This is a genomic window from Streptomyces blattellae (genome assembly GCF_009709555.1).
Taxonomy (GTDB): Bacteria; Actinomycetota; Actinomycetes; order Streptomycetales; family Streptomycetaceae; genus Streptomyces; species Streptomyces blattellae.
Genome location: NZ_WJBG01000221.1, coordinates 1 through 20,608 on the forward strand (window position 1 = coordinate 1; position 20,608 = coordinate 20,608).

The window sequence follows — 20,608 nt, forward strand, 5'->3', positions numbered from 1 at the left end:
TCAGACACCCCATGTCGTTTGGTGTCAAGCGGTATGGGGTTGTGCGTGGTGCGACCAGGCGGTTGCTTCGTCGTAGAGGGTGCGGGTCTTGAGGCATCCGTGGAGGATGCCGACGAGCCTGTTGCCGACCTGGCGGAGGGCAGAGTTGTAGCCGGCCTCGCGGGCTCGCTGCTTGTCGTAGTACCGGCGGGCGCCGGGTGAGGCCCGCAGGGCGGAGAACGCCTGGCGCTGAAGCGCGTCGGCGAGCCGGTTGTTGCGCACGTAGCGGGCCTGGACGGTGTGGCTCTTGCCGGAGGCCCGGGTAACGGGGCTGGTTCCGGCGTAGTTCTTGCGGGCCTTGGCGGAGCTGTAACGGGTGGGATCGTCCCCGAACTCGGCGAGCACCCGGGCGCCGGTGATCTCTCCGATGCCGGGCATGGAGAGGTAGATCTCAGCGTCCGGGTGCGCGAGAAAATGCGCCTTCACCTGCTCTTCCATCGCGGCTATCTGTTCGTTGAGGGCGATCAGGAGACGAGCATGGGCGGTCGTGGTGGCCCCGTAGGCGGCGGCCACCGGCTCGGGCAGTTCCAGGTGCTTCTCGCGCAAGGCGGCCTGGATGGCCCCGGCCTTCTGGTCCCGGTTGTGGCGTCGGGCGCGGGCCAAGATGGCGGTGATCTGGATGCGGGTGAGCCTGGCCGCCGCCTGGGGGGTGGGCGCCTTGATGAGCAGTTCCAGCGCGTCGGTGCTGGTCAGCTCCAGGCTCGCGTAGGCGTTCAGGGCTGCGGGGAAGTACTCGCGCAGCGTGTTGCGCAGTCGTTGGAAGGTGCGGGTGCGTTCCCAGATCAGGGTCTGGTGGGCGCGGGCGACGACCTTGACGGCCTGGGCCTGGTCGCTGTCGCCGGCGATGGGCCGCAGCTGGTCGCGGTCGATGCGGACCATGTCGGCCAGCGCGTGGGCGTCGCCTCTGTCGCTCTTGGCGCCGGAGGTGCTGTACCGCTCCTTGAACCGGGCGACCTGCCGAGGGTTGATCGCGTAGACCCGGTAGCCGGCCGCAAGCAGGGCCTGCACCCAGGTGCCGCGGTCCGTCTCGATCCCGACGATCACGTCGCAGGGGACGAGGTCCTCACCCGCATGCTTCGCCACAAGCTCGTGGAGCTTGGTGATACCGTCCGCGCCCTCGGGCAACCTTGCGGTCGCGAGGCGGCGGCCGGTGGTGTCCTGGACTTCGACATCGTGGTGGTCCTCGGCCCAGTCGTCGCCGATCAGCAGCAACTCATCCTCCAGGTCAGGTACTTCCCGGTCATGCAGCCCGCGGAAGACACGGCACGCGGCCTAATGGATCCAGTGCTCACGCTCAGCTCGGCGGGCACGCCACCCCATCAGCGGTCATGGCCTTCCGGCCAACCAGCAGGGGCACGGTCTGACCACAGAACTCACAGTGGTTCCGGCGACATAAGTGCTCACCTGCTGGCGGCTACGGCACCGAGTCTCTCCGACCCGGCAGCTCCCATTAGGCTGCAGACGAGCCGCAACCGTCACCAGATCGTCCGGATCCTCCCCCGGTACGAGGCCGTCGGCCCGCCGACAGTCATGTCGGACATGCGGAGATCGAGCCGCGGTGCAGTGGTGGTCTGTGCCGGAGGCCCGGCCTTCGTCGACCCCGGCGCAGACGAGCTCAGGCACCAGCCGATTCCGCGCTTGGGCAGCGAGCTGTGGATCTACGGAGATGGCGCTCTCGCGACGCTGCCCGCCGCTCGCCTCTTCGCGTTCTGCAGACACGAGACCGGGTACGTGGCGACCGAGGACGGGGAGATTCTCCACTGGGTGATCGTGCCCACCACCAACGTCTACTCCCCAGCACTCTCCTTCCTCTCAGAGAATTCACTGGCGCTGCACCAAGAGGGTCTTGCGGGCGCCGAACCGGCAACCCAGATCTGGGAGTTTCCGCCGAACGGCGAACCGCCCAGCACCGAGCGGCATCTGGGGGCCGCCCGGGACCGGTGGCCCCTCGACACGTGGAGGGTGCCGGTCCTGGACGACACCTTCGCCGCCCGCGTGTACAGCTCCGCGCGGCACCGCTGGATGGATACCGACCTGCCGTGGCTGCCGCAGGACACGTCCGGCGCCCAGCTCCCGGTGTATCGGAGGTTCCTCACCATGTCTTCGAGCCAGGACATGTTCGCCGTGGTCGCGGACGGCGTGGGCCTTGAGGTCCACAGCCCCCATCTGCCCTCCGCCCGCACGCTCCTGGAACAGCCCCTGCTGCACAGCCGGCCACACGACGTGCGGCGCATACGAGAACTGCGCCCGAAGATCGGCGATCCCGCGGTGCGGGACGCACTCGACCTCCTGACAGCCTGCCTGAGCGAACGCTTCGGCGGCGACATCGCTCTCGGCCACACGACCCCCGCCCCCACGGCCGGCCCCACCGACCTCGCCGTCAGCACCGATCACCAGCAGCTCGACATCACGCACCAGGGAGACGCATGACCACCCGCATCGGCATCGACTTCGGCACGGCCAACACCGTCGTGGCAGGCTGGGACCCCGAGGCGGGCCGCGGGGTGCCCATTCCGCTGCCCGGCGTGGACATGCTCCGCGAGGCCGGCCCCGGCCCCACCCAACGGGTGGTGCCCTCCCTGATCGCCTACGCCCACGACGGAACCATCCGCCGCCTCGGCATCCAGGTCACCCCCGAGATGGACGACGACCCCGGCTTCACCGTCTTCGCGTCCACCAAGAGCAACGTCGCCGGCCACGCCTACGACGCGGCCCGCCCCGTCGGCGACCGCAAGGTCACCGGCCGGGAGGCGGCCACCCAGTTCCTCAGCGACATCATGGCGCTGGCCCTGCTCACCATCGAGGACGACGACCTGGAGATCGTCGCCACCGCCCCCGTGGAGTCCTTCGACGGCTACCGCGACTGGCTGGTGCGCGAGGTCCGCGACGGCCTCCCCACCGCCCGCCTGCGCATCGTCGACGAAGCCACCGCGGCCGCCGTCGGCTACAGCGCGCGCCTCAACCCCGGCGACGCCTTCGCCGTCATCGACTTCGGGGCCGGCACCCTCGACGTCTCCGTCGTCCGCGTGCAGGAGCCCGACGAGGCGGGCTCCGGCGCAGGGGTGCGGACGATCGCCAAGCGAGGCCTGGACCTGGGCGGCAACACCATCGACGCGTTCCTCGCCGAACACGCCCTCGGCCAACTCTCCCTGCCCCACGGTGACCAGATAGGCCGCAACCAGGTCTTCCGCCGCCTCCTGGCCTCCGCCGAGCGGGCCAAACGGGAGCTGGCCACCGCCGGTCAGGCCGTCATCCGCGCCGCCGACACCCGCACCGACCATGTGCACCAGGTCACGGTCACCCGTGGTGAGTTCGACGCACTGCTGCACGACAAGGGCGTGCTGCGCCGGATCAACCAGGCGCTGCGCTCCTGCCTGGACTCCGCGACCGGGCGCGGCTTCGGCAGCGAGGACATCCGGGGTGTCTTCCTCGTCGGCGGCAGTTGCCTCATTCCCGCCGTGCAGGATCTGGTCCATCTGTATTTCGACCCTGAAGTGGTGCGGCTGGACCGGCCCTTGGAGGCGGTGGCTGCCGGGGCGGCCGGCATCGCGGGCGGCAGCGAGCTCTTCGACCACATCCAGCACGACTACGCCATCCGGCACGTCGACCACGACACCGGCGCCTACGAGTTCGAGACCCTGGTGGAAGCAGGCACCCCCTACCCCACCGAGGAACCCGTCAAGACGCTCACCGTCAGGGCGGTGCACGAGCGGCAGCGCAAGCTCGGCCTGGCCGTCTACGAACTCGCCCACGCCACCTACCGCGACGCGAGCGCCGAGCTGGAGATCTCCTTCGACGCCGGCGGCGGCGCCCGCACCGTCACCGTCACACCGCAGCAGCGCCAGCAGCGATCCATGCTCTGGCTCAACGAGGACAGCCCCACCTTTCTGGAGGCCGACCCTCCGGCCACGGCCGGAGAGGACCGCTTCCGCCTCGAATTCCGCATCGACGCCCACAAGCGCCTCACCGTCACCGCCTACGACCTGCGCCGCCACACCCTGGTACTGGACAGACAGCCGGTGGTCCGCCTCGCATGACCACCGTTCCCGCCACTCCCCCACCGACCCCGAGGACTCACCATGTCTCACTTCACCCGCGTCCGCACCGCGCTGCGCGACCCCGACCTGCTCGTCCAGGCCCTGGCCGCGGTCGGCTTCACCACGGTCGAGGCCCACGACACGCCCCAGCCCCTCTACGGCTACCAGGGCGACGCCCGCCCGGACCGCGCCGAAGTGATCATCCGCCGCCGTCACATCGGCCGCCTCAGCAACGACATCGGCTTCCGCCGGCGCGACGACGGCACCTTCGAAGCCGTCATCAGCGAGTACGACAGGTCCCGCTACAACCAGCCATGGCTGACCAAGGTCGCCCGCGCCTACGGCCACGCCGCCGCCCTGCGCTACGCGGAGGACAACGGCTACGAGGTGGACACCGACGTACTCGAAGAGAACGGCCGGCGCCGCCTCGTCCTGCGCCGCTACACCTGAGCCCGCCCCAGGGAAGACCGGTAGTTCACGGTTCAGCGGCGGAGCCGGTCGAAGCGAAACGGTGCGAGGGCCTCGGGGCGCCGGCCGGTGCGGATGTACTCGGCGAGCCGGTGCCCCGTGGCGGGGCCCAGGGTGACGCCGAGCATGCCGTGGCCGGTGGCCGCGAAGGCGTTGTCGTGCCCGGGGACGCGGTCGATCACCGGCAGGCCGTCGGGGAGGAACGGCCGCCCACCGACCCAGGGGTCGCGGATCACGCTCACCAGGTCGTCCGGATCGTCGAACCAGCGGCCCAGATAGTGCCGGCTCGCCAGCGCCACGGCGACGATACGGCGCCAGTCGAGACGGCCGTTGTTTCCGCTCAGCTCCATGGTGCCGCCGATCCGCGTGGTGCCGCCGATCGGTGAGGCGACGGCTCTGCGCTCGCCGAAGTACAGCGTGTGCCGGGGCGCCGGGTCCAGCTCCACCGAGAAGCTGTACCCCTTGCCCGCCTGGAGAGGCAGCCGGTGTCCCAGAGCACGCAGCAGGCCGGGAGAGCGCATGCCGGCCGCGACGACGACGGCCGAGCAGGGAATCTCGCCCTGGTCGGTGTTCAGCGCGGTGACCCGCCCCCCTCCGGACCGGAAGTCCGTGACCTCCGCGTTCTCGTAGACCTTCACGCCCGCGCCGGCCAGCGCCTCACCGAGCCCGCGGGCGAACGCCTCCGGATCGACCACGCCCTCACCCTCCACGAGATAGGCGGCGCGCACCCGGGGCGACAGCGCGTCATCCAGCAGATGCGCCGCGGCACCCGTGGTGATGTCGTCGGGCATCGGATAGCGGCCGTCCGCCATCTCCTGCTGGATCGCGAAATGGTGACGGGCCTCGGCGGGCGACAGGAACGCGTGCACCATCCCGGGCCGGGTCAGCGTGGTGTCCACCCCCGCCTCGCGCAGGCCGTCGAAGAGGTCGAACGTGCCGCGGTTCAGCTCGGCGATCGCTGCGTAGCCGCGCCGGAACGCGGCCGGTGTGCTGCTGCGCCAGAACCGCCACAGCCACCGCAGGAACGCCGGATCAGGAAGCGGCCGTAGATACAGCGGTGAGTCCGGCCGCCCCAGCGACCGCAGGGCGTAGCGCACCACGCCCGGGGCCGGGACGGGCGTCGAGTGGCTCAGGCACACCCAGCCCGCGTTGCCCCGGGACACCCCCGAGCCCAGACCGCGCCGCTCGACGACCGCCACCGGCAGCCCGGCCGCGGCCAGGTAGTAGGCGGTGCACAGCCCCACGACACCGCCTCCCACGACCACGACGGGGTTGTCGCCGACCGGTCCCGGCCTGCCCGGCACGCCGGTCATGCCGCGGATCCGTACGACGCGAGGAACTCCCGGGTGCGGGCCTGGGACGGGGCTTCGAGGACGTCCTCGGGCCTGCCTTCCTCCACGATCCGGCCGCCGTCGACGAAGACGACATGGTCGGACACCTCGCGGGCGAAGGGCAGTTCGTGGGTGACCAGCATCATCGTCATTCCGTCCGCGGCGAGTTCCCGCATCACGCTCAGCACCTCCCGGGTGGCCTCGGGGTCCAGGGAGGACGTGGGCTCGTCGAAGAGCAGCAACTCGGGCTTGAGAGCGAGAGCCCGCGCGATGGCGACGCGCTGCTGCTCGCCGCCGGAGAGCTGGTCGGGCTGGGCGAGGGCACGATGGGCGACGCCGACCCGGCGCAGCAGCACGACGGCACGCTCCAGCGCCTCCGACTCCGGGATGCCCGCCTTCCGCTGAGCCAGGACGACGTTCTCGACGGCGGTGAGGTGCGGGAAGAGATTGAACCGCTGGAAGACCATGCCCACGGTGCGGCGCAGCCGGGCCAGGTCGCGACAGACCGTGCGGCCGTCCTGGTGCACCACCTCTCCCGCGACCTCGACCGTGCCGCGGTCGGGCTGTTCCAGCAGGTTGACGCAGCGCATCAATGTCGACTTCCCGCCGCCGCTCTGTCCGATGACGCTGACGATGCGGCCCCGGTCGATGGTCAGGTGGACGTCGTCGAGCACCAGCCGGCCGTCGAAGGACTTGCTCAGTCCGCCGATCCGCACGACGGCTTCGGGCCGTGTCGGCGACTTGGTCTGCGCGGCAGTGACTGGCCCGGTCATACGGCATCCGCCTTCACTTCGGCGCCCACCGTCGTGGCGGGCGGATCCTGGGCGAGCAGGGCGCGCGCCGCCCGCAGGCGCCGCCGTCGCCACGGCGACAGGGGGACGCCTGCCCGTACCTTGCGCTCCAGCAGGAGCAGCAGTTGGGAGAGCGGGTAGCAGAGCGCGAAGTAGATGGCCGAGATGACGAGATACACCTCCGGGGCCCGGAACGTGGCCGAGGTGATGAGCCGCCCTTCGGACATCAGCTCGGCGGCGGAGACCGTGACGAGCAGCGAGGTGGATTTCAGCAGGTCGACGAGCATCGTGTTGGTCCCGGGCAGTGCCTGGCGTACGGCCTGCGGCAGGACGATGTGGCTGAAGATCCCCGCCCTGCCGAGTCCCAGTGCCTGCCCTGCCTCCGTCTGCCCGGTGTGCACCCCGCTGATCGCGGAGCGGAAGATCTCGGACAGGTAGGCGGCGTAGAAGACGACCAGGCTCAGGCATCCGGCGGTGAAGACGTCCAGTCGGATCCCCGCCGAGGCCAGGCCGAAGTAGGACAGGAAGATGATGGCGAGCAGGGGGATGTTCTTGAACAACTCGGTGTAGACGGCGGCGACCGCCCGCGCGGGCCAGGCCCTGCTGAGCCTGAGCAGGGCGACGGCCAGACCGAGCAGCACGGCGCCGATGAAGCTCACGACCGTGTAGGAGAGGGTCCGCCAGAGCGCGTCGATGAGGTCGGGCCGGTAGTCGGACCAGGGAACCTGGAAGAGGTCGGACATGTCAGCCTTTCACTGCGCGATGGACGGCGGCGTCCAGTCCTGGGGCCGGTCCACGCCCCGGCGTGCGGTGGCGACATCGGCGGCCGGCTTGAGGAACTGCTCGGGATCGCCGCCGTACTTCTTGACGAGCTTCTCCATCTCGCCGTTCTGGTACATGGCGTCGATCTCGGCGGAGATCGCCTTCTCCAGCTTGGTGGCCTCCTTCGGCAGGTAGAAGCCGGTCTGGTAGGGCTGGAAGTACTGGTAGTCGGGCTCGGCCTTGACCTCGGCCGCGGTCGGCGGCGTCAGGTACTGGGTCTCGATGTCGAGGTCCGGCCGTTCCTGCTGCGCCGCGATGATGATCAGCGGGTCGAGGAAGCCGACGTCGATGCGGCCCGCGCCGAGGTCGTCGAAGACTCCGTTGGCGTCGGGGTAGGCGTGCAGCTTGGCGTCGGGGACGGCCTGGATCGACTTCACCCACACATAGCCCTCGACGGTGCCGAGGTCCAGGCCCTGCAGGTCGTCGACGGTGTTGTACGTCTTCCCGCTGCGGACGGCCATGGCCGGGGGCGAGTAGTACGGCGGATCGGTGAACAGTCCCTGCTTCTGCCGCTCCGCGGACCAGGCGACGCCGCCGACGGTGATGTCCGCGCGGCGGCTCTGCACCCCCGCGAGCATGCCGGCGAAATCCGTCACCTGCGGCTCGATCTTGAGATCCAGCCGGTCGGCGACATAGGAGAGGATGTCGCCGTCCAGGCCGACGATCTTGTCGCCCTCGACGCTGGTGTACGGAGCGTACGGCTGCACGGCGACCTTGATGACGCCGGGCGTGATCGTGTCCAGTTCGGCGGCCTTGGCGGACACGTTCTCCGGGGCGTCGTCGTCCGAGCCACAGGCGGTGACCGCCAGCATGAGGAGCACGGCCGACAGAGAGCCGGCGAGCGATCGCTTACGGGTCATGGGCGAGGGCCTTCCGTTTCAGTGCTGAGGGAGCTGAAGGAGCCCGCCGTTTCACCGCGATGTGCCCCCGGCGGGGAGGATTGGGCCCATACGTTATGGACAGGACCTCATCGCGTCACCGGTCACTTCGTACGAACTTGCAGGCGATATTCCCCGGCGTGCTGTACGGTGCGTCCAATCGTCGGCCGATCCCCGGCCCACTTCCCCGGCCCACTTCCCCGGCCCATTTCCGCGACGGAAGGAAGCTGTGTGCTGAGCCCGTCACTCGCGCAGGAGATCGCCGGGGACACCTCCGCCGTCATCGGCTTCAACGTGCTGATCACCGATGCGGACGGCATGGTCATCGGCAGCGGCGACACCAGCCGGGTGGGCACCTTTCATGAGGCGTCGGTCGACGTGATCCGCACTCAGGAGCCCGCCACGCACAACGCGTTGCAGGCCCAGCAACTGCGTGGGGTGCGCCCGGGCGTCACCCTGCCGCTGGTCACGGGCGGACAGGCGGTGGGCACGGTCGGCATCACCGGAACACCTGCTCAAGTACGCCGCTTCGGGCTGCTGGTGAAGCGTCAGACGGAGATCCTGCTCCGGGAGTCCGTGATGCTGCGCTCCCGCCTGCTCGCCGAACGGGCCACGGAGGCGCTGCTCGCCGACATCGCCTCCTACGACCCTCATGTCGTCGAAGGTGATTTCCTGGTGTTCCGGGCCGCCGAGCTGGGCTACGACCTGCGGCTTGAGCGGGTCGCGGTGGCGTTCGAGGTGAGCGTGCCCGCCACGGCCGCCCGGCGCCAGGGCGCCCCCACCCGGGACATGGCACTGGTCCGCTCGGAACTGCTGCGCACGGTTCGCGAGATCTTCGCCGATCCCCAGGACATCATCGCCTCCACGGCTCCCGGATGGATCGGCGTACTGCGCCGGCTCCCGGCCCGCACCAAGGTGACTTCCCTGATCGACGACTGCCGGAGAATCACCGACATCATCGCCGCGCAGGACGGCCTGCACGCCCGCGCGGGGATCGGCGAACCGGCCGTATCCGTCGCCGGCCTGCACGACTCCTACCAGGACGCCCGCGACGCGCTCCGCCTCGGCGGCCGCGTCACGGGAGACTCCCCGGTCCACCTCATCGCCGATCTGCGCGTTCATCAGGTCCTGGCGACGATGAGCCAGCCCACGCGCAACCGCCTGATCGAACTGACCGCGGCAAGACTGCGGGCCCAGCCGGACTGGCCGGTACTGCGCGACACGATCACCGCCTGGTGCGAGAGCGGATTCAATCTCGTACGCGCCTCCGCCGCCCTGCACATCCACCGCAACACCGTCATCTACCGCATGAACAAGATCGAGCAGATCACCGGCCGGCCGCTCCGTGAGCACCGCACGACCATGGCCCTGTACCTCGCCTGTCTGGCCGACGAACTGGGCGACGGTGCCACGACCGCCGGTGGATGAAGGTGACGGCGCCATGACCGCCGGTGGATGAAGGTTACGGCGCCATGACCGCCGGTGGATGAACCGGAGCGGGGCACTGGCGACCGACGCGGTACCAAGACATGGCTGACCTGACCTAACCAACGCCGCCGTGGGCCGGGCCGGAGTGAGTACCGAGCAGGACCTGGCGGGGCGGATCGCCCTGGTGACCGGGGCGGCCCGGGGTATCGGCGCCGCCGTCGTCGACGTACTGGCCGAACACGGTGCGCGCGTGGTCGCCACCGATGTCGACGTGCCCGCGGCGGCCGCACTGGCCGCCGCGGGCACGGGGACCGGGTCACCGCCCGCGCTCTCGACGTCGTCGACTCCACAGCCGTGGAGCCGGCGGTCGCCGAGGTCGAAGACACCCTCGGCCCACTGGACATCGCGGTCAACGTGGCCGGCCTCCTGCGGGGTGCGGCCGTGGTCGGCCTGGACGACGCGGACCGGGCGGCCGTCTTCGCCGTCAACACCGACGGTGTCTTCCACGTCTCCCGGGCAGCCGCCCGCCGTATGACGGCCCGGGGCCGGGGCAGCATCGTCACCGTCGCCTCCAACGCGGCCGGCGTCCCGCGCAGCGGCAGGGCCGCCTACGCCGCGTCCAAGGCCGCCGCGGTGATGTTCACCAAGTGCCTGGGCCTGGAGGTGGCCCGGCACGGGGTGCTGCAACACCGTGTCGCCCGGCTCCACGCTGACCGACACGCAGCGCGCCCTGTGGGAGAGGTCCCCCGGCGGCGCCGAGACGGGCCGGCGGGCCGTCATCGACGGCGCCCCGGCCGCGTACCGCACCGGCATCCCGCTGGGCCGGATCGCCGAGCCGGCCGACATCGCGCACGCCGTCGCCTTCCTGGTCTCCGACCGAGCCCGTCACATCACCCTGCACGACCTGTACGTCGACGGCGGCGCCACCCTGCGCGCCTGACCACCCCGGCACCTGCCGCCGCGACCCTCATTTCCCGGACATCGTGGGAGCCCTGTTGTGACCATCGACCCGACACCCGCCCGAACCCCCGCCGGGTCCGGTACGTCCGCCGCCGGTCCCGGGACCACCGGCCCACTGACCCCGGGCGTGGACGCGCCCACCTGGCCGGCCGAGTTCGCCGAGCGCTACCGTGCGGCCGGCCACCGGCGCGGCGAGACCTTCGGCGGCGTGCTGCGCGAGCGGGCCGCCGCCCACCCCGGGCAGATCGCCCTCGTCGACCCGGCTCCCGAGCGCCGTACCTGGACGTATCGCCAACTGGACGAGCGCGACCGGTTGGCCGCCGGGTTCGCCGCACGCGGGATCGGACGCGGGGACCGGGTCGTCGTCCAGTTGCCGAACATCGGCGAGTTCATCGAGGTGGTCTTCGCCCTGTTCCGGATCGGCGCGCTGCCGGTGTACGCGCTGCCCGCGCACCGGGAGACCGAGATCGCCCACTTCTGTTCCTTCGCGGAGGCGGTCGCGTACGTCGTCCCGGACGTGCACGACGGTTTCGACCACCGCGCCCTCGCCACCCGTGTCCAGCGGCACACCCCGAGCCTGAAGCACGTGTGCCGGTGGTCTACTCGGCCCGGCGCGGCGGACAGACCCCCGAGGAACGCGGACTTCAGCTCGACTTCTGGGGACCGGGCGTGGCCGACGACCCGGAAGCGCTCGCCGTGCCGGAGGCCGTCGCCGCCGGGCCCGGGGACACCGTGCTCACGAAGTGGAAGTACAGCGCGTTCGTCCGTACCGGCCTGGCCCGACCCCTCGGCGACCGCGACCAGTTGGTGATCGTCGGGGTGTACGCGCACATCGGTGTGCTGATGACCGCCGCCGACGCGTGGCAGCGGGACTCCAGGCGTTCGTCGTGGCCGACGCCGTCGCCGACTTCTCCCGCGAGCACCACGACATGGCCCCGCGCTGGGCCGCCGGCCGCCGCGCGGCCGTCATCACCGCCGACACGCTCCTCGCCGCGCTCTCCAGGGACGCCTGAGTACGGCCCTCATCCCGCCGCGGCGTCGACGCGCCCGCCGCGGAACGTGTCCGCCACGGGGCCGGTGACCGTGACCGCCGCACAGGTGGCGGCCAGCCAATGGACGGCCATCGCGTGGTCGGCGGCGGTGGTGTCGACCACCGCGTCGATGACGACGAAGGGCTGCAGATCCTGCATCCACGCGTCCGCGGCGGTGAGCAGCACGTCGGTCCGCGCGAGCGCGCCGACCACCACCAACTGGTCCCGGCCCAGCTCGTTCAGGCGGGCCCGCAGCCGCGTGCCGGCGAACGCGCTGTACCGCTTGGCGGTGAGCACGGTGTCACCGGCCTGCGGCTGCACGACGTCCGCGAACGCACGGACCTCGGCCTCGGCAGGCGGTCCCGGGAGAACCGGGCCCGGTGCGCCTTTCCGGGCCCCCGCCGGTCCCGGGGCCCGTGCCACGTACACCACGGGCACTCCGGCCGATCGGGCGGAGTGCGTCAACCGGCCGACGTTGGACAGGAGTTCGCCGACCGGTGCGCTGTCGTGCAGGAGCCGCAGCAGGTATTTCTGCACATGCTGGACCAGGAGCGCCGAGCGGCGCGGGTCGATGCTCCACGCAGGGCCACAGGCCGGCAGGGAGGCCGCCTCGGGCATGGTGTACGGGACGGTGGGGGGCGACGTCATGGGGTTCGGCCTTTCTCCGCTCAGGGCAGCAGACGACCTGTGTGGGTGAGGCGGCGACCCGCGGCGATCAGTGCGCGAATCCGCGGACCGACGTGATCGATGTGGTGCACGGGCTTCTGGAAGGGCAGTCGGACGTCGCGCTGGGTGCGCGGGTATTCGAGGCGCAGGGTGAGGCCGTAGCGGTCGATGGCGACCGGGAGCGCGCGCAGCAGTCCGCGGTCCGGCAGCGGACGGATCAGGCGCAGCAGCGGGGGCACGAGTTCCGCGTGCGCGTCGACGAGATGGCCCAGCAGGCAGGCCTCGTTCGCCGCCAGGGGGTCGGGTTCGGTCGTCCGCAGTTCGTGGAGGGTCACGTAGGAACGCCCGGTGGCGTCCTCCAGTACCCCCTGTCCGAACTCCATGCAGGCGCTCTCCGTGGACTCGGGGTCGTACGGCGCGGCCAGCAGCCCGGTCAGGGTGACGCGGGCGCGCAGCCGGTCACGTACGGGGGTGGGGGCGATGTCGGTGAGTTCCAGCCGGACCGGCACTCGTCCCGGCGGCCGCGAGTCGCAGTCTTCCCAGGTGGCGTGCAGGTGGAAGCGGCCCGTCGTCCCGACGCCGTCGAGAAAGCGGACTTCGGCGTGCCGTCCGTCGCTCACCACGGTCATCGAGTGGGCGGCGGCCAGGATCGAGCAGACGCGTTCGGCGGCTGTCGGCTCGTCGGGGTGCTTGGGGGAACTAGGCATCTGGCCCTCTCACCACTCTGAAGTAAGGATTGCCTAACCTAATCTAATCGCCCGTCCGGAGCCAGGGGGCGGAGGGCTCGACCTCGCCGATGGCCGAGAAGAGCCGATGCGGCGTCACATGAGCGGATCCGGCAATGCTGATCGTCTTCCGGGTGGCACAGGGCCTCGGCGGCGGGCTGCTGCCGCCGACCGGACAGGCGCTGCTGGCCCGCATCGGCCGGGTGATCAGCGTCGTCGCGGTCGTCCCGATGCTGACACCGGTGCTCGGCCCCGCTGGCCGGCGGGAGCATCCTGGCGGTCGCGGCCTCGCAGTGGCTGTTCCTGGTCAACCTGCCGATCGGCGTGGTGGCGGTACTGCTCGCCCTCCGTCACGTACCGGTGGCGCCGCCGTCACCGCGGCGGACGGCATTCGATGTGCGGTGGGCCGCGCTGCTCTCGCCCGGCCTGGCCGTCCTGGTGCTCGGCCTGACCGAGGTCGCCGGCCGGGGATCTGACGGCCGCGGTGGGCGTGGTGGCGGGCCTGGCGATGCTGCCCGGCTTCGTCACACACGGCCTGCGCACGCGCCGTACCCCGCCGATCGACCCCTGGCTCTTCATCCGGCCGCGCGTCCGGAGCGCTCAACCTGCTCAACACCGTCGGCGGCGGCTCGATCGGCACCGCCGCCCTCGCCGTCGTCCTTCAGGACCGGCTGACGGCCCGGCACCAGAACATCCCCGAGGCGTACGCCGACACCTTCTGGTGGGTGGTCGGCCTCAGCCTGCTGCCCGCGGCCGGAGCCACAAGGCTGCCCCGAACCCGTGCGAGGGGGACGACGTGATGCCTCCGCTCCCCAGCCACAACCCACCCGAGCCGAGAGCTGGTCACGCATCGCCCCACTGCTCGACACCCTGGCCCTCGCCTCCCGCCACCGCGAGGGACACGGCCGCTGACGCACACGGCCGCGCCGCGGCTCAGGTCCCCGGGAAGACCCCCGCGCACCTCCCGGTCCTCGGCCGACCGAGAGCTCATTGAGCAGGCGCCGGTCGAGGATCGCCTGCAGCAGACGGCATCAAGTCCGTGCGGGGTGTGTGACAGGTGGGGTACGGATGCGCGACATGATCGTCAACCGGTTGTCGTGACACGCCGGTTGCCGCTCAGCATCACAGCCGACGCATGCTGAATCGGTGATTCCAGGGGGACTTGTGGTCGTGACGCCGCTGAAGACGGCCGGTGCCACGACGACCGCCGGCGTCGCCGACCGCGGTCGTGGACACCGACCCCGCCGCACTGCCGAAGTCGGCCGCTCAGGCCACCAGGCTGATACGCGAGGTCATCCCGGACGCCGCCGCCTTCGGCACCGACGCCGTCCGCGGTAACCCGTACGAGAGCGACCCGCGGCGCCGGCCGGTCCCCGCCTCATCGACTTCGGCGTCGCCCACGCCGCGGGCGCCACCGCACTCACCGCACCCGACGCGGTCATCGGCACGCCCGGCTTCCTCGCGCCGGAACAGGCACAGGCCCGCGCCGGGGAGGTCGGCCCGCCCAGCGACGTCTTCTCACTGGGCTGCGTCCTTGCCTGCGCGGCCTCGGGCCGGCGCCCGTTCGGCACCGGATACGCGGCGGGCGTCCTCTTCCGTACGGTGCACGAGGAGCCGGACCTGGCGAACGTCCCCGACGAACTACGGGCCCTGATCGGGACCTGTCTGGCCAAGGACCCCGTCCGGCGCCCCACGGCGGCCGAGGTCTCGGCGACGCTCCGTGACCCGCGGGCCTCACTCGCGCAGGGAACTGGTCAGGCCCAAAAGGAGCACTGGCTGCCGCCCGCACTCCTCCGCATGGTCGCCGAGCGCTCCGCACGAGCGCTGGACGTGCCCACCCCCGGGCGCCCCGCACAGCAACCGCCGGGCGACGACCCGGCCACCGAACCGGCGCCACCGCAGCCGCAGGACGCCCGCTCTCCGACCCGGCGGCGCGTCCTGCTGATGGGCAGCGCGGCGGCCTCCGTGGCCGCCGTCGGCGGCGGGCTGACGGCCTACTCGGCGGCCGGGCGAGGGGGCACCGGCGGCTCGGGCGACGCCCTCCCCGTGCACACTCTGGGCTTTCAGGCCGACCTCAGCGGCACGAACAAGGCGGCCCGGCGTGGCGCAGGAGCGCGGGGCGCGACTGGCCGTTGAGCAGCACAACGCGCGCGCGGACACCACTTTCCGCCTCGCCCTCGGCATCTTCGACGACCGGGGCGACGCGGCGCGCGCCAGACAGGCGGCCCGGCGCTTCACCGAGGCCGGGGTGAGCGCGGTCCTCGGCCCCAGCACGGCCACCACGGCGCCCGCCGCCCTCCCGCTCTACCAGGACGCCCGCACGGCCATGGTGCTGATCTCTGTCGGCGATGACACACTCACGTCGTCGAATCCGAGCATCCTGCGCGCCATCCGGGCACCCGAGTCCCAACTGGCGTTGCCACTCGTCTCGTATCTGAGCTCCGTGGAACCGGTCGACCGCACCGCAGTCATCGACGACCGTGCAGGGGGCCCGTCGGGACCGGCTCTCGTCACCGGGTTCCCGGAGGAGCCACCCCATGAGGGCACGACCAGCGTCCATCCCGTGGCAGCCGACAGCGACGACTTCGCTGCCGCCGTCCCCGCACTCGCCGCCAGGGCACAGGCGGTCGTCTTCAGCGGCACCCGGCCCTAGCGCGCCGTACGCTGCGCCCGCGCGCTCGCCGACGCGGGCTTCACCGGACCACGCCTGGGCACCTGGCACATCATGAGCCCGGCCTTCCTGCAGCAGGCCGGAACCGCAGGCCAGGACTGGCTGTTCGGCACCCCCTTCACCGCCCTCGGCAGTGTGTCCCGCACCTTCGCAAGCGCCCACCGCGCGAGACGGCACAACACCCGGACGCTGGTCCCCGGAGGCATACGACGCCGTGGGACTGATCACGCGCGTCCTGGAGAAACTGCGCGCAACCCCCGACATCACACCAGGAACCATCACCCAGCGTCTCTCCGACATCACCTACAAAGGACTCGCCAAGACGTTCCACCTCAGCACCACCGGCCTCGACCCCCAGAAGTCCGGGGCTTTGTACTTCCTGTTCCAGGCGAAGGGCAATGCCTTCCGCTTCCTCGGACGCTACGACCAGGTCGAACAATGAGGGATCGACGCGCCGCTCGTCACCTCAGCATGCGCGAGGCCGCGTACCACATCCCAGAGATCCCGGACGGTCGCACCGGAGTTGCGGGCACGTTGGCCTGACACAGCTGTGCGGGCCCCTCCGAGACCCACGGACCCGCCCCCGGACGGACCTGCTCACCCCAGGAAGCTCAACCGCACATGACGGTTGGTGTTGGAGACGTTGGTGTCCACCAGGCACACGGACTGCCACGTCCCCAACTCCAGCCGCCCGCCCAGTACCGGCAGCGTCGCGTGGGGTGGTACGAGGGCCGGGAGGACGTGGTCGCGGCCGTGGCCGGGGCTGCCGTGGCGGTGCTGCCAGCGGTCGTCGGCGGGGAGGAGGGTGTGCAGGACGGCGAGCAGGTCGTCGTCGCTGCCCGCGCCCGTCTCGATGATCGCGATGCCGGCGGTCGCGTGTAACTTCCAACGAACACGTTACACAACACGGCCCCGACTAGGTGCGGGAACACCAGGTCAGGGCCGATTACACCTGGAGCTGATACCTCCCAGTGCGTATTCATCGTACCCGGCATGACCGGGACTTCACGGTGGTGCCCAACCGAACGGCCCGGAATCGCAAGCTGTCCTTTACGGCGCGCGGACTGTGGCTCCACCTCATCTCTCTGCCCGACGGGGCCAAGGAAGATGTCCGCACCCTGGCGGACAACAACCCGGGGGTTGGCCGTAAGGGTGTCGCCAACGCCCTGGACGAACTGGTGGCCGCCGGGTACTACTTCCGCTTCACCATCCGGGACCCGGAGACCGGCAAGGTGTGGACGGAGACGGCCATCCATGACCTTCCCCAGACGGAGGTCTCTCCGGTTCCCGCATCACCGGCAACCGGTAACCCGGCCGACGGGAACGCGGGAACGCTCCCTACGGGAGTAAAGGACTCTGTCTCTAAGGACCTTGGGAAAACTCCCTCCCTTCCCTCCGTGACCACGCCGGAGGTCCCGGCCGCTCCCGCCGCCAGGGAGGGCAGCAACAAGACAGACCAGGAGACCCCGGCCGACCCGGAGGCCGTCCGCGTCCTGGCCCGCCTGGAGGACGTGGACGCCCGTCTCCGGCTCTCCGGCCGCCAGCTCCGGGACCTGGCCCCGATGGCCGCCCAGTGGCTGGCCCGTGGCTACTCCGCCGCAGAGATCACGGACGCCGTGGTCCAGGGCCTCCCCGCCACGGTCTACGCCCCCGCCCGGATCGTGGCCGACCGACTGACACGGAAACTCCCGGCCCCACGCCGGAAGTGGCGCAAGTTCGCCGAGTGCTCCGACGGTTGCGGCCGTGTCCTCCCCGCCGGTCAGGACTCCGGCCCGTGCGGGGTCTGTGCCGGTACCACCCCGGCTCCGTTCCTCCAGGAGCTGGCCGCCCAGGCCATCCAGGAGCCGGACACCCCGGCCGACTACGTGGCCCCGGACGTGCGGGCCCACGCCGAATCTCTCCGTGACATCCTCCGCTCCCGCCGTACCGCCCGCCAGGAGGTGGCCGCATGAACGCCCAGTCCCGCCCGCTTCCCTGGTACGCCCGCCAGTCCGCCTTCACGGTCCTGGGGGCCGCCCTGGTCATGTCCGCCCCGGGGAATACCACTTGGCGGTCCTGGCCGGTTGGTCCCCGTGGGTCGCGTGGCTCATGCCCGTGTGTCTGTCCGTGTACGCGGCCGTGGCGGCCATGTTCGTGGACTCCCAGCCCAAGGGGGCCACCGGCCGGGGAACGGCCGTTCTGGGGGCCGCCGGAGCCCTGGCCATGGCCCTGGCCGCCCAGGTGACGGCTCATCTGATTTCCGCCGGGTACGCCACGTCCTCCGCGTGGCTGGTGGCCGCCGTGTCGGCCGTCCCGCCGGTCGTGGTGGCCCACATCATGCACATGGTGGCCCGTGCCCACATGGCCGCCCAGGAGGACGCCGTGGAGGAGCTGGTGGACGCGGACCCAGAACCGGTACACGCGGAGTCACGGCCGGCTGAACTGTCCGTGATCACGGGCGGAGCTGGTGAGGCGGACGCGGACACGCTCCCCCTGGAGGAGCTGGAGCCGGTCCCGGCCGCCACGGCCCCGGCCAAGGGTGGCCGCTCCCTGGAGGACATCCGGGAGGCCGTGGACAAGCTGAAGGCGGACGGCCAGCCGGTCAACGGCACGACGTACGCCAAGCTGGTGGGCGTGTCCGCCCGGACGGCCCGCCGGGACCTCCAGGCCCTGGCCGCCTAACCCCGGACACGACAACGGCCCCTCCCGGATTGGGAGGGGCCTTGCCGGTCACTATGGACGCATGGCTGACACGTTCACTACACGGACCATCGACGTGACCACCGGCTCCCAGGAGACCGTCCACGACCTGACCGACGCGTGCGCTTCGTTCCTCCGGGAGGTGGCCGCCGGTCGGGACGGACTCCTGAATGTCTTCACGCCCCACGCAACTGCGGGCCTGGCCGTAATCGAGACTGGCGCGGGCAGTGATGATGACCTCCTGGCCGCTCTCCACCAGCTCCTCCCGGCGGACGACCGGTGGCAGCATCGGCACGGCTCCCCCGGTCATGGGCGGGACCACGTGCTCCCGGCCATCGTCCCGCCCCACGCCACACTCCCGGTCATCGGTGGCCGCCTGGAGCTGGGGACCTGGCAATCCGTAGTCCTGGTGGACACCAACCGGGACAACCCCCAGCGCAAGGTCCGACTGTCATTCCTGGGGTGACTACGCAAAGGCCCCGGCCATCCGCCACGGGGAGCGGACGACCGGGGCCACCGGGGAACGGTCACCCCACGATGGGGAGCCGCTGGTCCGGGGAGTCCAGCCATGGCGTGTGTGCGCCGTTCTCAGCGTCCACGGTCAGGCCGAACCGTTCGAAGCCAGGGCACCCCCGGGCGTCCCACCACCAGTACGCCGCCTCCACCTCCGACCACAGCTCACGGGGGCCGGACTGGTACACGTCGTACTCAGTGCGTCCGGGTTCGTAGTCCACGGTGGCCCAGGAGGTCACGTCCGTGTCCCGGAGCCACAGTGTGTACGTCCCGTCCTCGTACCGCTCCGCCCATGGGAACACGCCCAGGGTCTGGAGTCCGATAGCGAACATGGGGAGCCAGTCGCCCACGGCCTCCGGGGACAGGACCGTGGAGGACTTGACGCCATCAGCGGGCCACGGCTGACCGCCCAGGTACTCCCGGACATGCTTCGGGGCCCGGCGTTGCTGCCGCATACGCATGAACGCGGAGGAGCCCGTGAAGTTGCCCGATGCCGTTCCGTCGCCCTTGACGACGAGACGGGCCACGGCCTCCCCGCCGTACTCCGGCCCCCAGGGAGTCACGATCACGCCGCCGGGTCTGGTCTGTTCGATCCAGGCCCCGGGCACGCTCCCCACAGAACACGTCGCGATCACCCGGTCATAGGGTGCGCCGTCCGCGTACCCCTGGGCCCCGTCCCCGACGACGCACAGGGGATGGAACCCGGCCTGGCGGATGCGGTCGCGTGCGTCCTTGGCAGACGCCTCGTCCACCTCCACCGTCACGACGTTCTCCGGCCCGACCCGGTGACACAGGAGGGCCGCGTTCCAGCCAGTTCCGGTTCCCACCTCCAGCACCCGGTCCGTCTCCCGGACGGTCAGGGCATCGAGCATGGAGAACACCATGGTGGGCATGGAATTGGAGCTGGTCGGAACCTTGCCCTTGCCGGGGCCGGTGTAGGCCCCGTCATCCCACTGGGTGGTGATCGGGGCGTCCGTGTAGACGGCCTGCCACCACAGGTCCGGGTCCCCATCCCGGGTTACCCGGTCGTCCTGGCGGTTCATGCCCGCGCGGCCAGGCCAGATCACATCCGGCACGAACAGGTGACGGGGTGCGCGCCGGTAGGCGGGGAGCCAGTCGGAGGCCAGGGCCCCCTTGTCCATGAGCACGGAGGCGAGCCGTTCGGGGCCCGCCTCCTTCACGTCAGGTGTGCTCACTTGCCGTCCGCCGGGCCCTGGCCGTCGTTGGTGTTGCCACCCTCGTCCGACCCGCCCCCGCCGTGCTTGTTGCCGCTGTCGCTGTCGTCCTGGCCGCCATCCGCCGCCATGATCCAAGGACGTGCGTTCATCGTTCGCTCCTCATTGGTCGGTCGTGCTGGATGGCCCGCCCTGGAAGTGCCCCAGCACCCCCAGGGCGGGCCGCTTAAGGTCCGGACGACGCGATGGCTACGCCGATGACCAGCCCGCACGATCCCGCCACCATGATGACGAACAGGACACGCGCGTACCGGCCTAACGCCCGGATCACTTCCCCCACCGATTCCCGGAGTTCTTCACCGCGAGCCGGGCGCTCAGTTCCTCCCGCGCGGTC

General features: G+C 71.1%; 19 protein-coding genes and 4 pseudogenes. 13 read left to right on the forward strand and 10 right to left on the reverse strand.

The window, feature by feature from the left end; translation table 11 throughout:
- Positions 1 to 24: 24 nt before the first annotated feature.
- Entirely contained in the window at positions 25 to 1,251 is a 1,227-nt protein-coding gene (locus GFH49_RS31460; RefSeq protein ID WP_155053965.1) for an IS110 family RNA-guided transposase, read from the reverse strand.
- A 426-nt stretch (positions 1,252 to 1,677) separates the two neighbouring features.
- Between GFH49_RS31460 and GFH49_RS31465 the strand changes: the two genes are divergently transcribed.
- Genes GFH49_RS31465 through GFH49_RS31475 form a run of 3 tightly spaced genes read left to right on the forward strand, consistent with a single transcriptional unit; the run spans position 1,678 to position 4,526 of the window.
- The gene (locus GFH49_RS31465; protein ID WP_155059468.1) at positions 1,678 to 2,469 is read left to right on the forward strand and encodes a hypothetical protein; all 792 of its coding nucleotides are present in this window, start codon (positions 1,678 to 1,680) and stop codon (positions 2,467 to 2,469) included.
- Complete coding sequence (locus GFH49_RS31470; RefSeq protein ID WP_155059469.1) at positions 2,466 to 4,076, forward strand: Hsp70 family protein; 1,611 nt, start codon at positions 2,466 to 2,468, stop codon at positions 4,074 to 4,076. Before GFH49_RS31465 ends, GFH49_RS31470 begins: the two co-directional genes overlap by 4 nt.
- Before the next feature lie 42 nt (positions 4,077 to 4,118).
- A complete protein-coding gene (locus GFH49_RS31475) occupies positions 4,119 to 4,526 on the forward strand; it encodes a DUF1257 domain-containing protein (RefSeq protein WP_155059470.1) in 408 nt (135 codons plus the stop codon).
- Positions 4,527 to 4,558: 32 nt separating this feature from the next.
- Here GFH49_RS31475 and GFH49_RS31480 read toward each other — a convergent pair whose 3' ends face one another.
- The 4 genes from GFH49_RS31480 to GFH49_RS31495 are packed head-to-tail and all read right to left on the reverse strand — an operon-like array spanning position 4,559 to position 8,348.
- Positions 4,559 to 5,857 (reverse strand): NAD(P)/FAD-dependent oxidoreductase, encoded by a 1,299-nt coding sequence (locus GFH49_RS31480; protein ID WP_155059471.1) that lies wholly within the window; start codon positions 5,855 to 5,857, stop codon positions 4,559 to 4,561.
- Positions 5,854 to 6,648 (reverse strand): amino acid ABC transporter ATP-binding protein, encoded by a 795-nt coding sequence (locus GFH49_RS31485; RefSeq protein WP_155059472.1) that lies wholly within the window; start codon positions 6,646 to 6,648, stop codon positions 5,854 to 5,856. The genes GFH49_RS31480 and GFH49_RS31485 overlap by 4 nt, the downstream gene beginning before the upstream one ends.
- Positions 6,645 to 7,409 (reverse strand): amino acid ABC transporter permease, encoded by a 765-nt coding sequence (locus GFH49_RS31490; RefSeq protein ID WP_155059473.1) that lies wholly within the window; start codon positions 7,407 to 7,409, stop codon positions 6,645 to 6,647. Before GFH49_RS31490 ends, GFH49_RS31485 begins: the two co-directional genes overlap by 4 nt.
- 9 nt (positions 7,410 to 7,418) lie before the next feature.
- Positions 7,419 to 8,348 carry a substrate-binding periplasmic protein gene (locus tag GFH49_RS31495; RefSeq protein ID WP_155059474.1) on the reverse strand — a complete coding sequence of 310 codons (930 nt, stop codon included), beginning with the start codon at positions 8,346 to 8,348 and terminating at the stop codon, positions 7,419 to 7,421.
- 249 nt (positions 8,349 to 8,597) lie between these two features.
- Between GFH49_RS31495 and GFH49_RS31500 the strand changes: the two genes are divergently transcribed.
- The 4 genes and pseudogenes from GFH49_RS31500 to GFH49_RS31515 form a co-directional block, all read left to right on the forward strand.
- Positions 8,598 to 9,794, forward strand: coding sequence for a CdaR family transcriptional regulator (locus GFH49_RS31500; RefSeq protein WP_155059475.1), 1,197 nt, complete (start codon positions 8,598 to 8,600; stop codon positions 9,792 to 9,794).
- Between the two features lie 145 nt (positions 9,795 to 9,939).
- Positions 9,940 to 10,734 (forward strand): annotated as a pseudogene (locus GFH49_RS31505) (2,3-dihydro-2,3-dihydroxybenzoate dehydrogenase).
- Between the two features lie 135 nt (positions 10,735 to 10,869).
- A pseudogene (locus GFH49_RS31510) lies at positions 10,870 to 11,343 on the forward strand (AMP-binding protein); the annotation flags it as partial.
- Positions 11,343 to 11,767 (forward strand): annotated as a pseudogene (locus tag GFH49_RS31515) (isochorismatase family protein); the annotation flags it as partial. The pseudogenes GFH49_RS31510 and GFH49_RS31515, both read left to right, overlap by 1 nt.
- Positions 11,768 to 11,776: 9 nt before the next feature.
- On the opposite strand, the gene GFH49_RS31520 reads toward GFH49_RS31515, so the two are convergent.
- Positions 11,777 to 12,433, reverse strand: a complete 657-nt coding sequence (locus GFH49_RS31520; protein ID WP_155059476.1) for an isochorismatase family protein — start codon at positions 12,431 to 12,433, stop codon at positions 11,777 to 11,779.
- 20 nt (positions 12,434 to 12,453) lie between these two features.
- Positions 12,454 to 13,158 (reverse strand): DUF2470 domain-containing protein, encoded by a 705-nt coding sequence (locus GFH49_RS31525; protein ID WP_155059477.1) that lies wholly within the window; start codon positions 13,156 to 13,158, stop codon positions 12,454 to 12,456.
- A 1,398-nt stretch (positions 13,159 to 14,556) separates the two neighbouring features.
- Here GFH49_RS31525 and GFH49_RS40630 point away from each other — a divergent pair.
- From GFH49_RS40630 to GFH49_RS40640, 3 genes are all read left to right on the forward strand, one after another.
- Positions 14,557 to 15,312 carry a protein kinase domain-containing protein gene (locus tag GFH49_RS40630; RefSeq protein WP_230396610.1) on the forward strand — a complete coding sequence of 252 codons (756 nt, stop codon included), beginning with the start codon at positions 14,557 to 14,559 and terminating at the stop codon, positions 15,310 to 15,312.
- Complete coding sequence (locus tag GFH49_RS40635) at positions 15,278 to 15,829, forward strand: ABC transporter substrate-binding protein (RefSeq protein WP_230396607.1); 552 nt, start codon at positions 15,278 to 15,280, stop codon at positions 15,827 to 15,829. The genes GFH49_RS40630 and GFH49_RS40635 overlap by 35 nt, the downstream gene beginning before the upstream one ends.
- Before the next feature lie 232 nt (positions 15,830 to 16,061).
- Entirely contained in the window at positions 16,062 to 16,289 is a 228-nt protein-coding gene (locus GFH49_RS40640; protein WP_230396608.1) for a hypothetical protein, read from the forward strand.
- A gap of 155 nt (positions 16,290 to 16,444) precedes the next feature.
- Here GFH49_RS40640 and GFH49_RS31535 read toward each other — a convergent pair.
- Positions 16,445 to 16,726 (reverse strand): annotated as a pseudogene (locus tag GFH49_RS31535) (YjbQ family protein); the annotation flags it as partial.
- 92 nt (positions 16,727 to 16,818) lie between these two features.
- On the opposite strand from GFH49_RS31535, the gene GFH49_RS31540 reads away from it, so the two are divergent.
- From GFH49_RS31540 to GFH49_RS31550, 3 genes are all read left to right on the forward strand, one after another.
- Positions 16,819 to 17,799: a helix-turn-helix domain-containing protein gene (locus GFH49_RS31540; RefSeq protein WP_155059478.1), complete on the forward strand. Its 981-nt coding sequence runs from the start codon at positions 16,819 to 16,821 to the stop codon at positions 17,797 to 17,799.
- 136 nt (positions 17,800 to 17,935) lie between these two features.
- Positions 17,936 to 18,508: a hypothetical protein gene (locus tag GFH49_RS31545; protein ID WP_155059479.1), complete on the forward strand. Its 573-nt coding sequence runs from the start codon at positions 17,936 to 17,938 to the stop codon at positions 18,506 to 18,508.
- A 61-nt stretch (positions 18,509 to 18,569) separates the two neighbouring features.
- Positions 18,570 to 18,992, forward strand: coding sequence for a secondary thiamine-phosphate synthase enzyme YjbQ (locus GFH49_RS31550; protein WP_155059480.1), 423 nt, complete (start codon positions 18,570 to 18,572; stop codon positions 18,990 to 18,992).
- Between the two features lie 61 nt (positions 18,993 to 19,053).
- Here GFH49_RS31550 and GFH49_RS31555 read toward each other — a convergent pair whose 3' ends face one another.
- A complete protein-coding gene (locus GFH49_RS31555) occupies positions 19,054 to 20,235 on the reverse strand; it encodes a methyltransferase domain-containing protein (RefSeq protein WP_230396609.1) in 1,182 nt (393 codons plus the stop codon).
- The gene (locus GFH49_RS41085; RefSeq protein ID WP_268867533.1) at positions 20,232 to 20,366 is read right to left on the reverse strand and encodes a hypothetical protein; all 135 of its coding nucleotides are present in this window, start codon (positions 20,364 to 20,366) and stop codon (positions 20,232 to 20,234) included. Before GFH49_RS41085 ends, GFH49_RS31555 begins: the two co-directional genes overlap by 4 nt.
- Positions 20,367 to 20,608: the final 242 nt, after the last annotated feature.

What these genes read in the sequence shown, in the direction of transcription:
- GFH49_RS31525 (WP_155059477.1), bottom strand. Translation starts at nt 13,158, where the DNA reads ATGCCTAGTTCCCCCAAGCACCCCGACGAGCCGACAGCCGCCGAACGC.
- GFH49_RS41085 (WP_268867533.1), bottom strand. Translation starts at nt 20,366, where the DNA reads ATGAACGCACGTCCTTGGATCATGGCGGCGGATGGCGGCCAGGACGAC.
- GFH49_RS31485 (WP_155059472.1), bottom strand. Translation starts at nt 6,648, where the DNA reads ATGACCGGGCCAGTCACTGCCGCGCAGACCAAGTCGCCGACACGGCCC.
- GFH49_RS31550 (WP_155059480.1), top strand. Translation starts at nt 18,570, where the DNA reads ATGGCTGACACGTTCACTACACGGACCATCGACGTGACCACCGGCTCC.
- GFH49_RS31495 (WP_155059474.1), bottom strand. Translation starts at nt 8,348, where the DNA reads ATGACCCGTAAGCGATCGCTCGCCGGCTCTCTGTCGGCCGTGCTCCTC.
- GFH49_RS31520 (WP_155059476.1), bottom strand. Translation starts at nt 12,433, where the DNA reads ATGACGTCGCCCCCCACCGTCCCGTACACCATGCCCGAGGCGGCCTCC.
- GFH49_RS31470 (WP_155059469.1), top strand. Translation starts at nt 2,466, where the DNA reads ATGACCACCCGCATCGGCATCGACTTCGGCACGGCCAACACCGTCGTG.
- GFH49_RS31490 (WP_155059473.1), bottom strand. Translation starts at nt 7,409, where the DNA reads ATGTCCGACCTCTTCCAGGTTCCCTGGTCCGACTACCGGCCCGACCTC.
- GFH49_RS31475 (WP_155059470.1), top strand. Translation starts at nt 4,119, where the DNA reads ATGTCTCACTTCACCCGCGTCCGCACCGCGCTGCGCGACCCCGACCTG.
- GFH49_RS31480 (WP_155059471.1), bottom strand. Translation starts at nt 5,857, where the DNA reads ATGACCGGCGTGCCGGGCAGGCCGGGACCGGTCGGCGACAACCCCGTC.
- GFH49_RS31545 (WP_155059479.1), top strand. Translation starts at nt 17,936, where the DNA reads ATGCCCGTGTGTCTGTCCGTGTACGCGGCCGTGGCGGCCATGTTCGTG.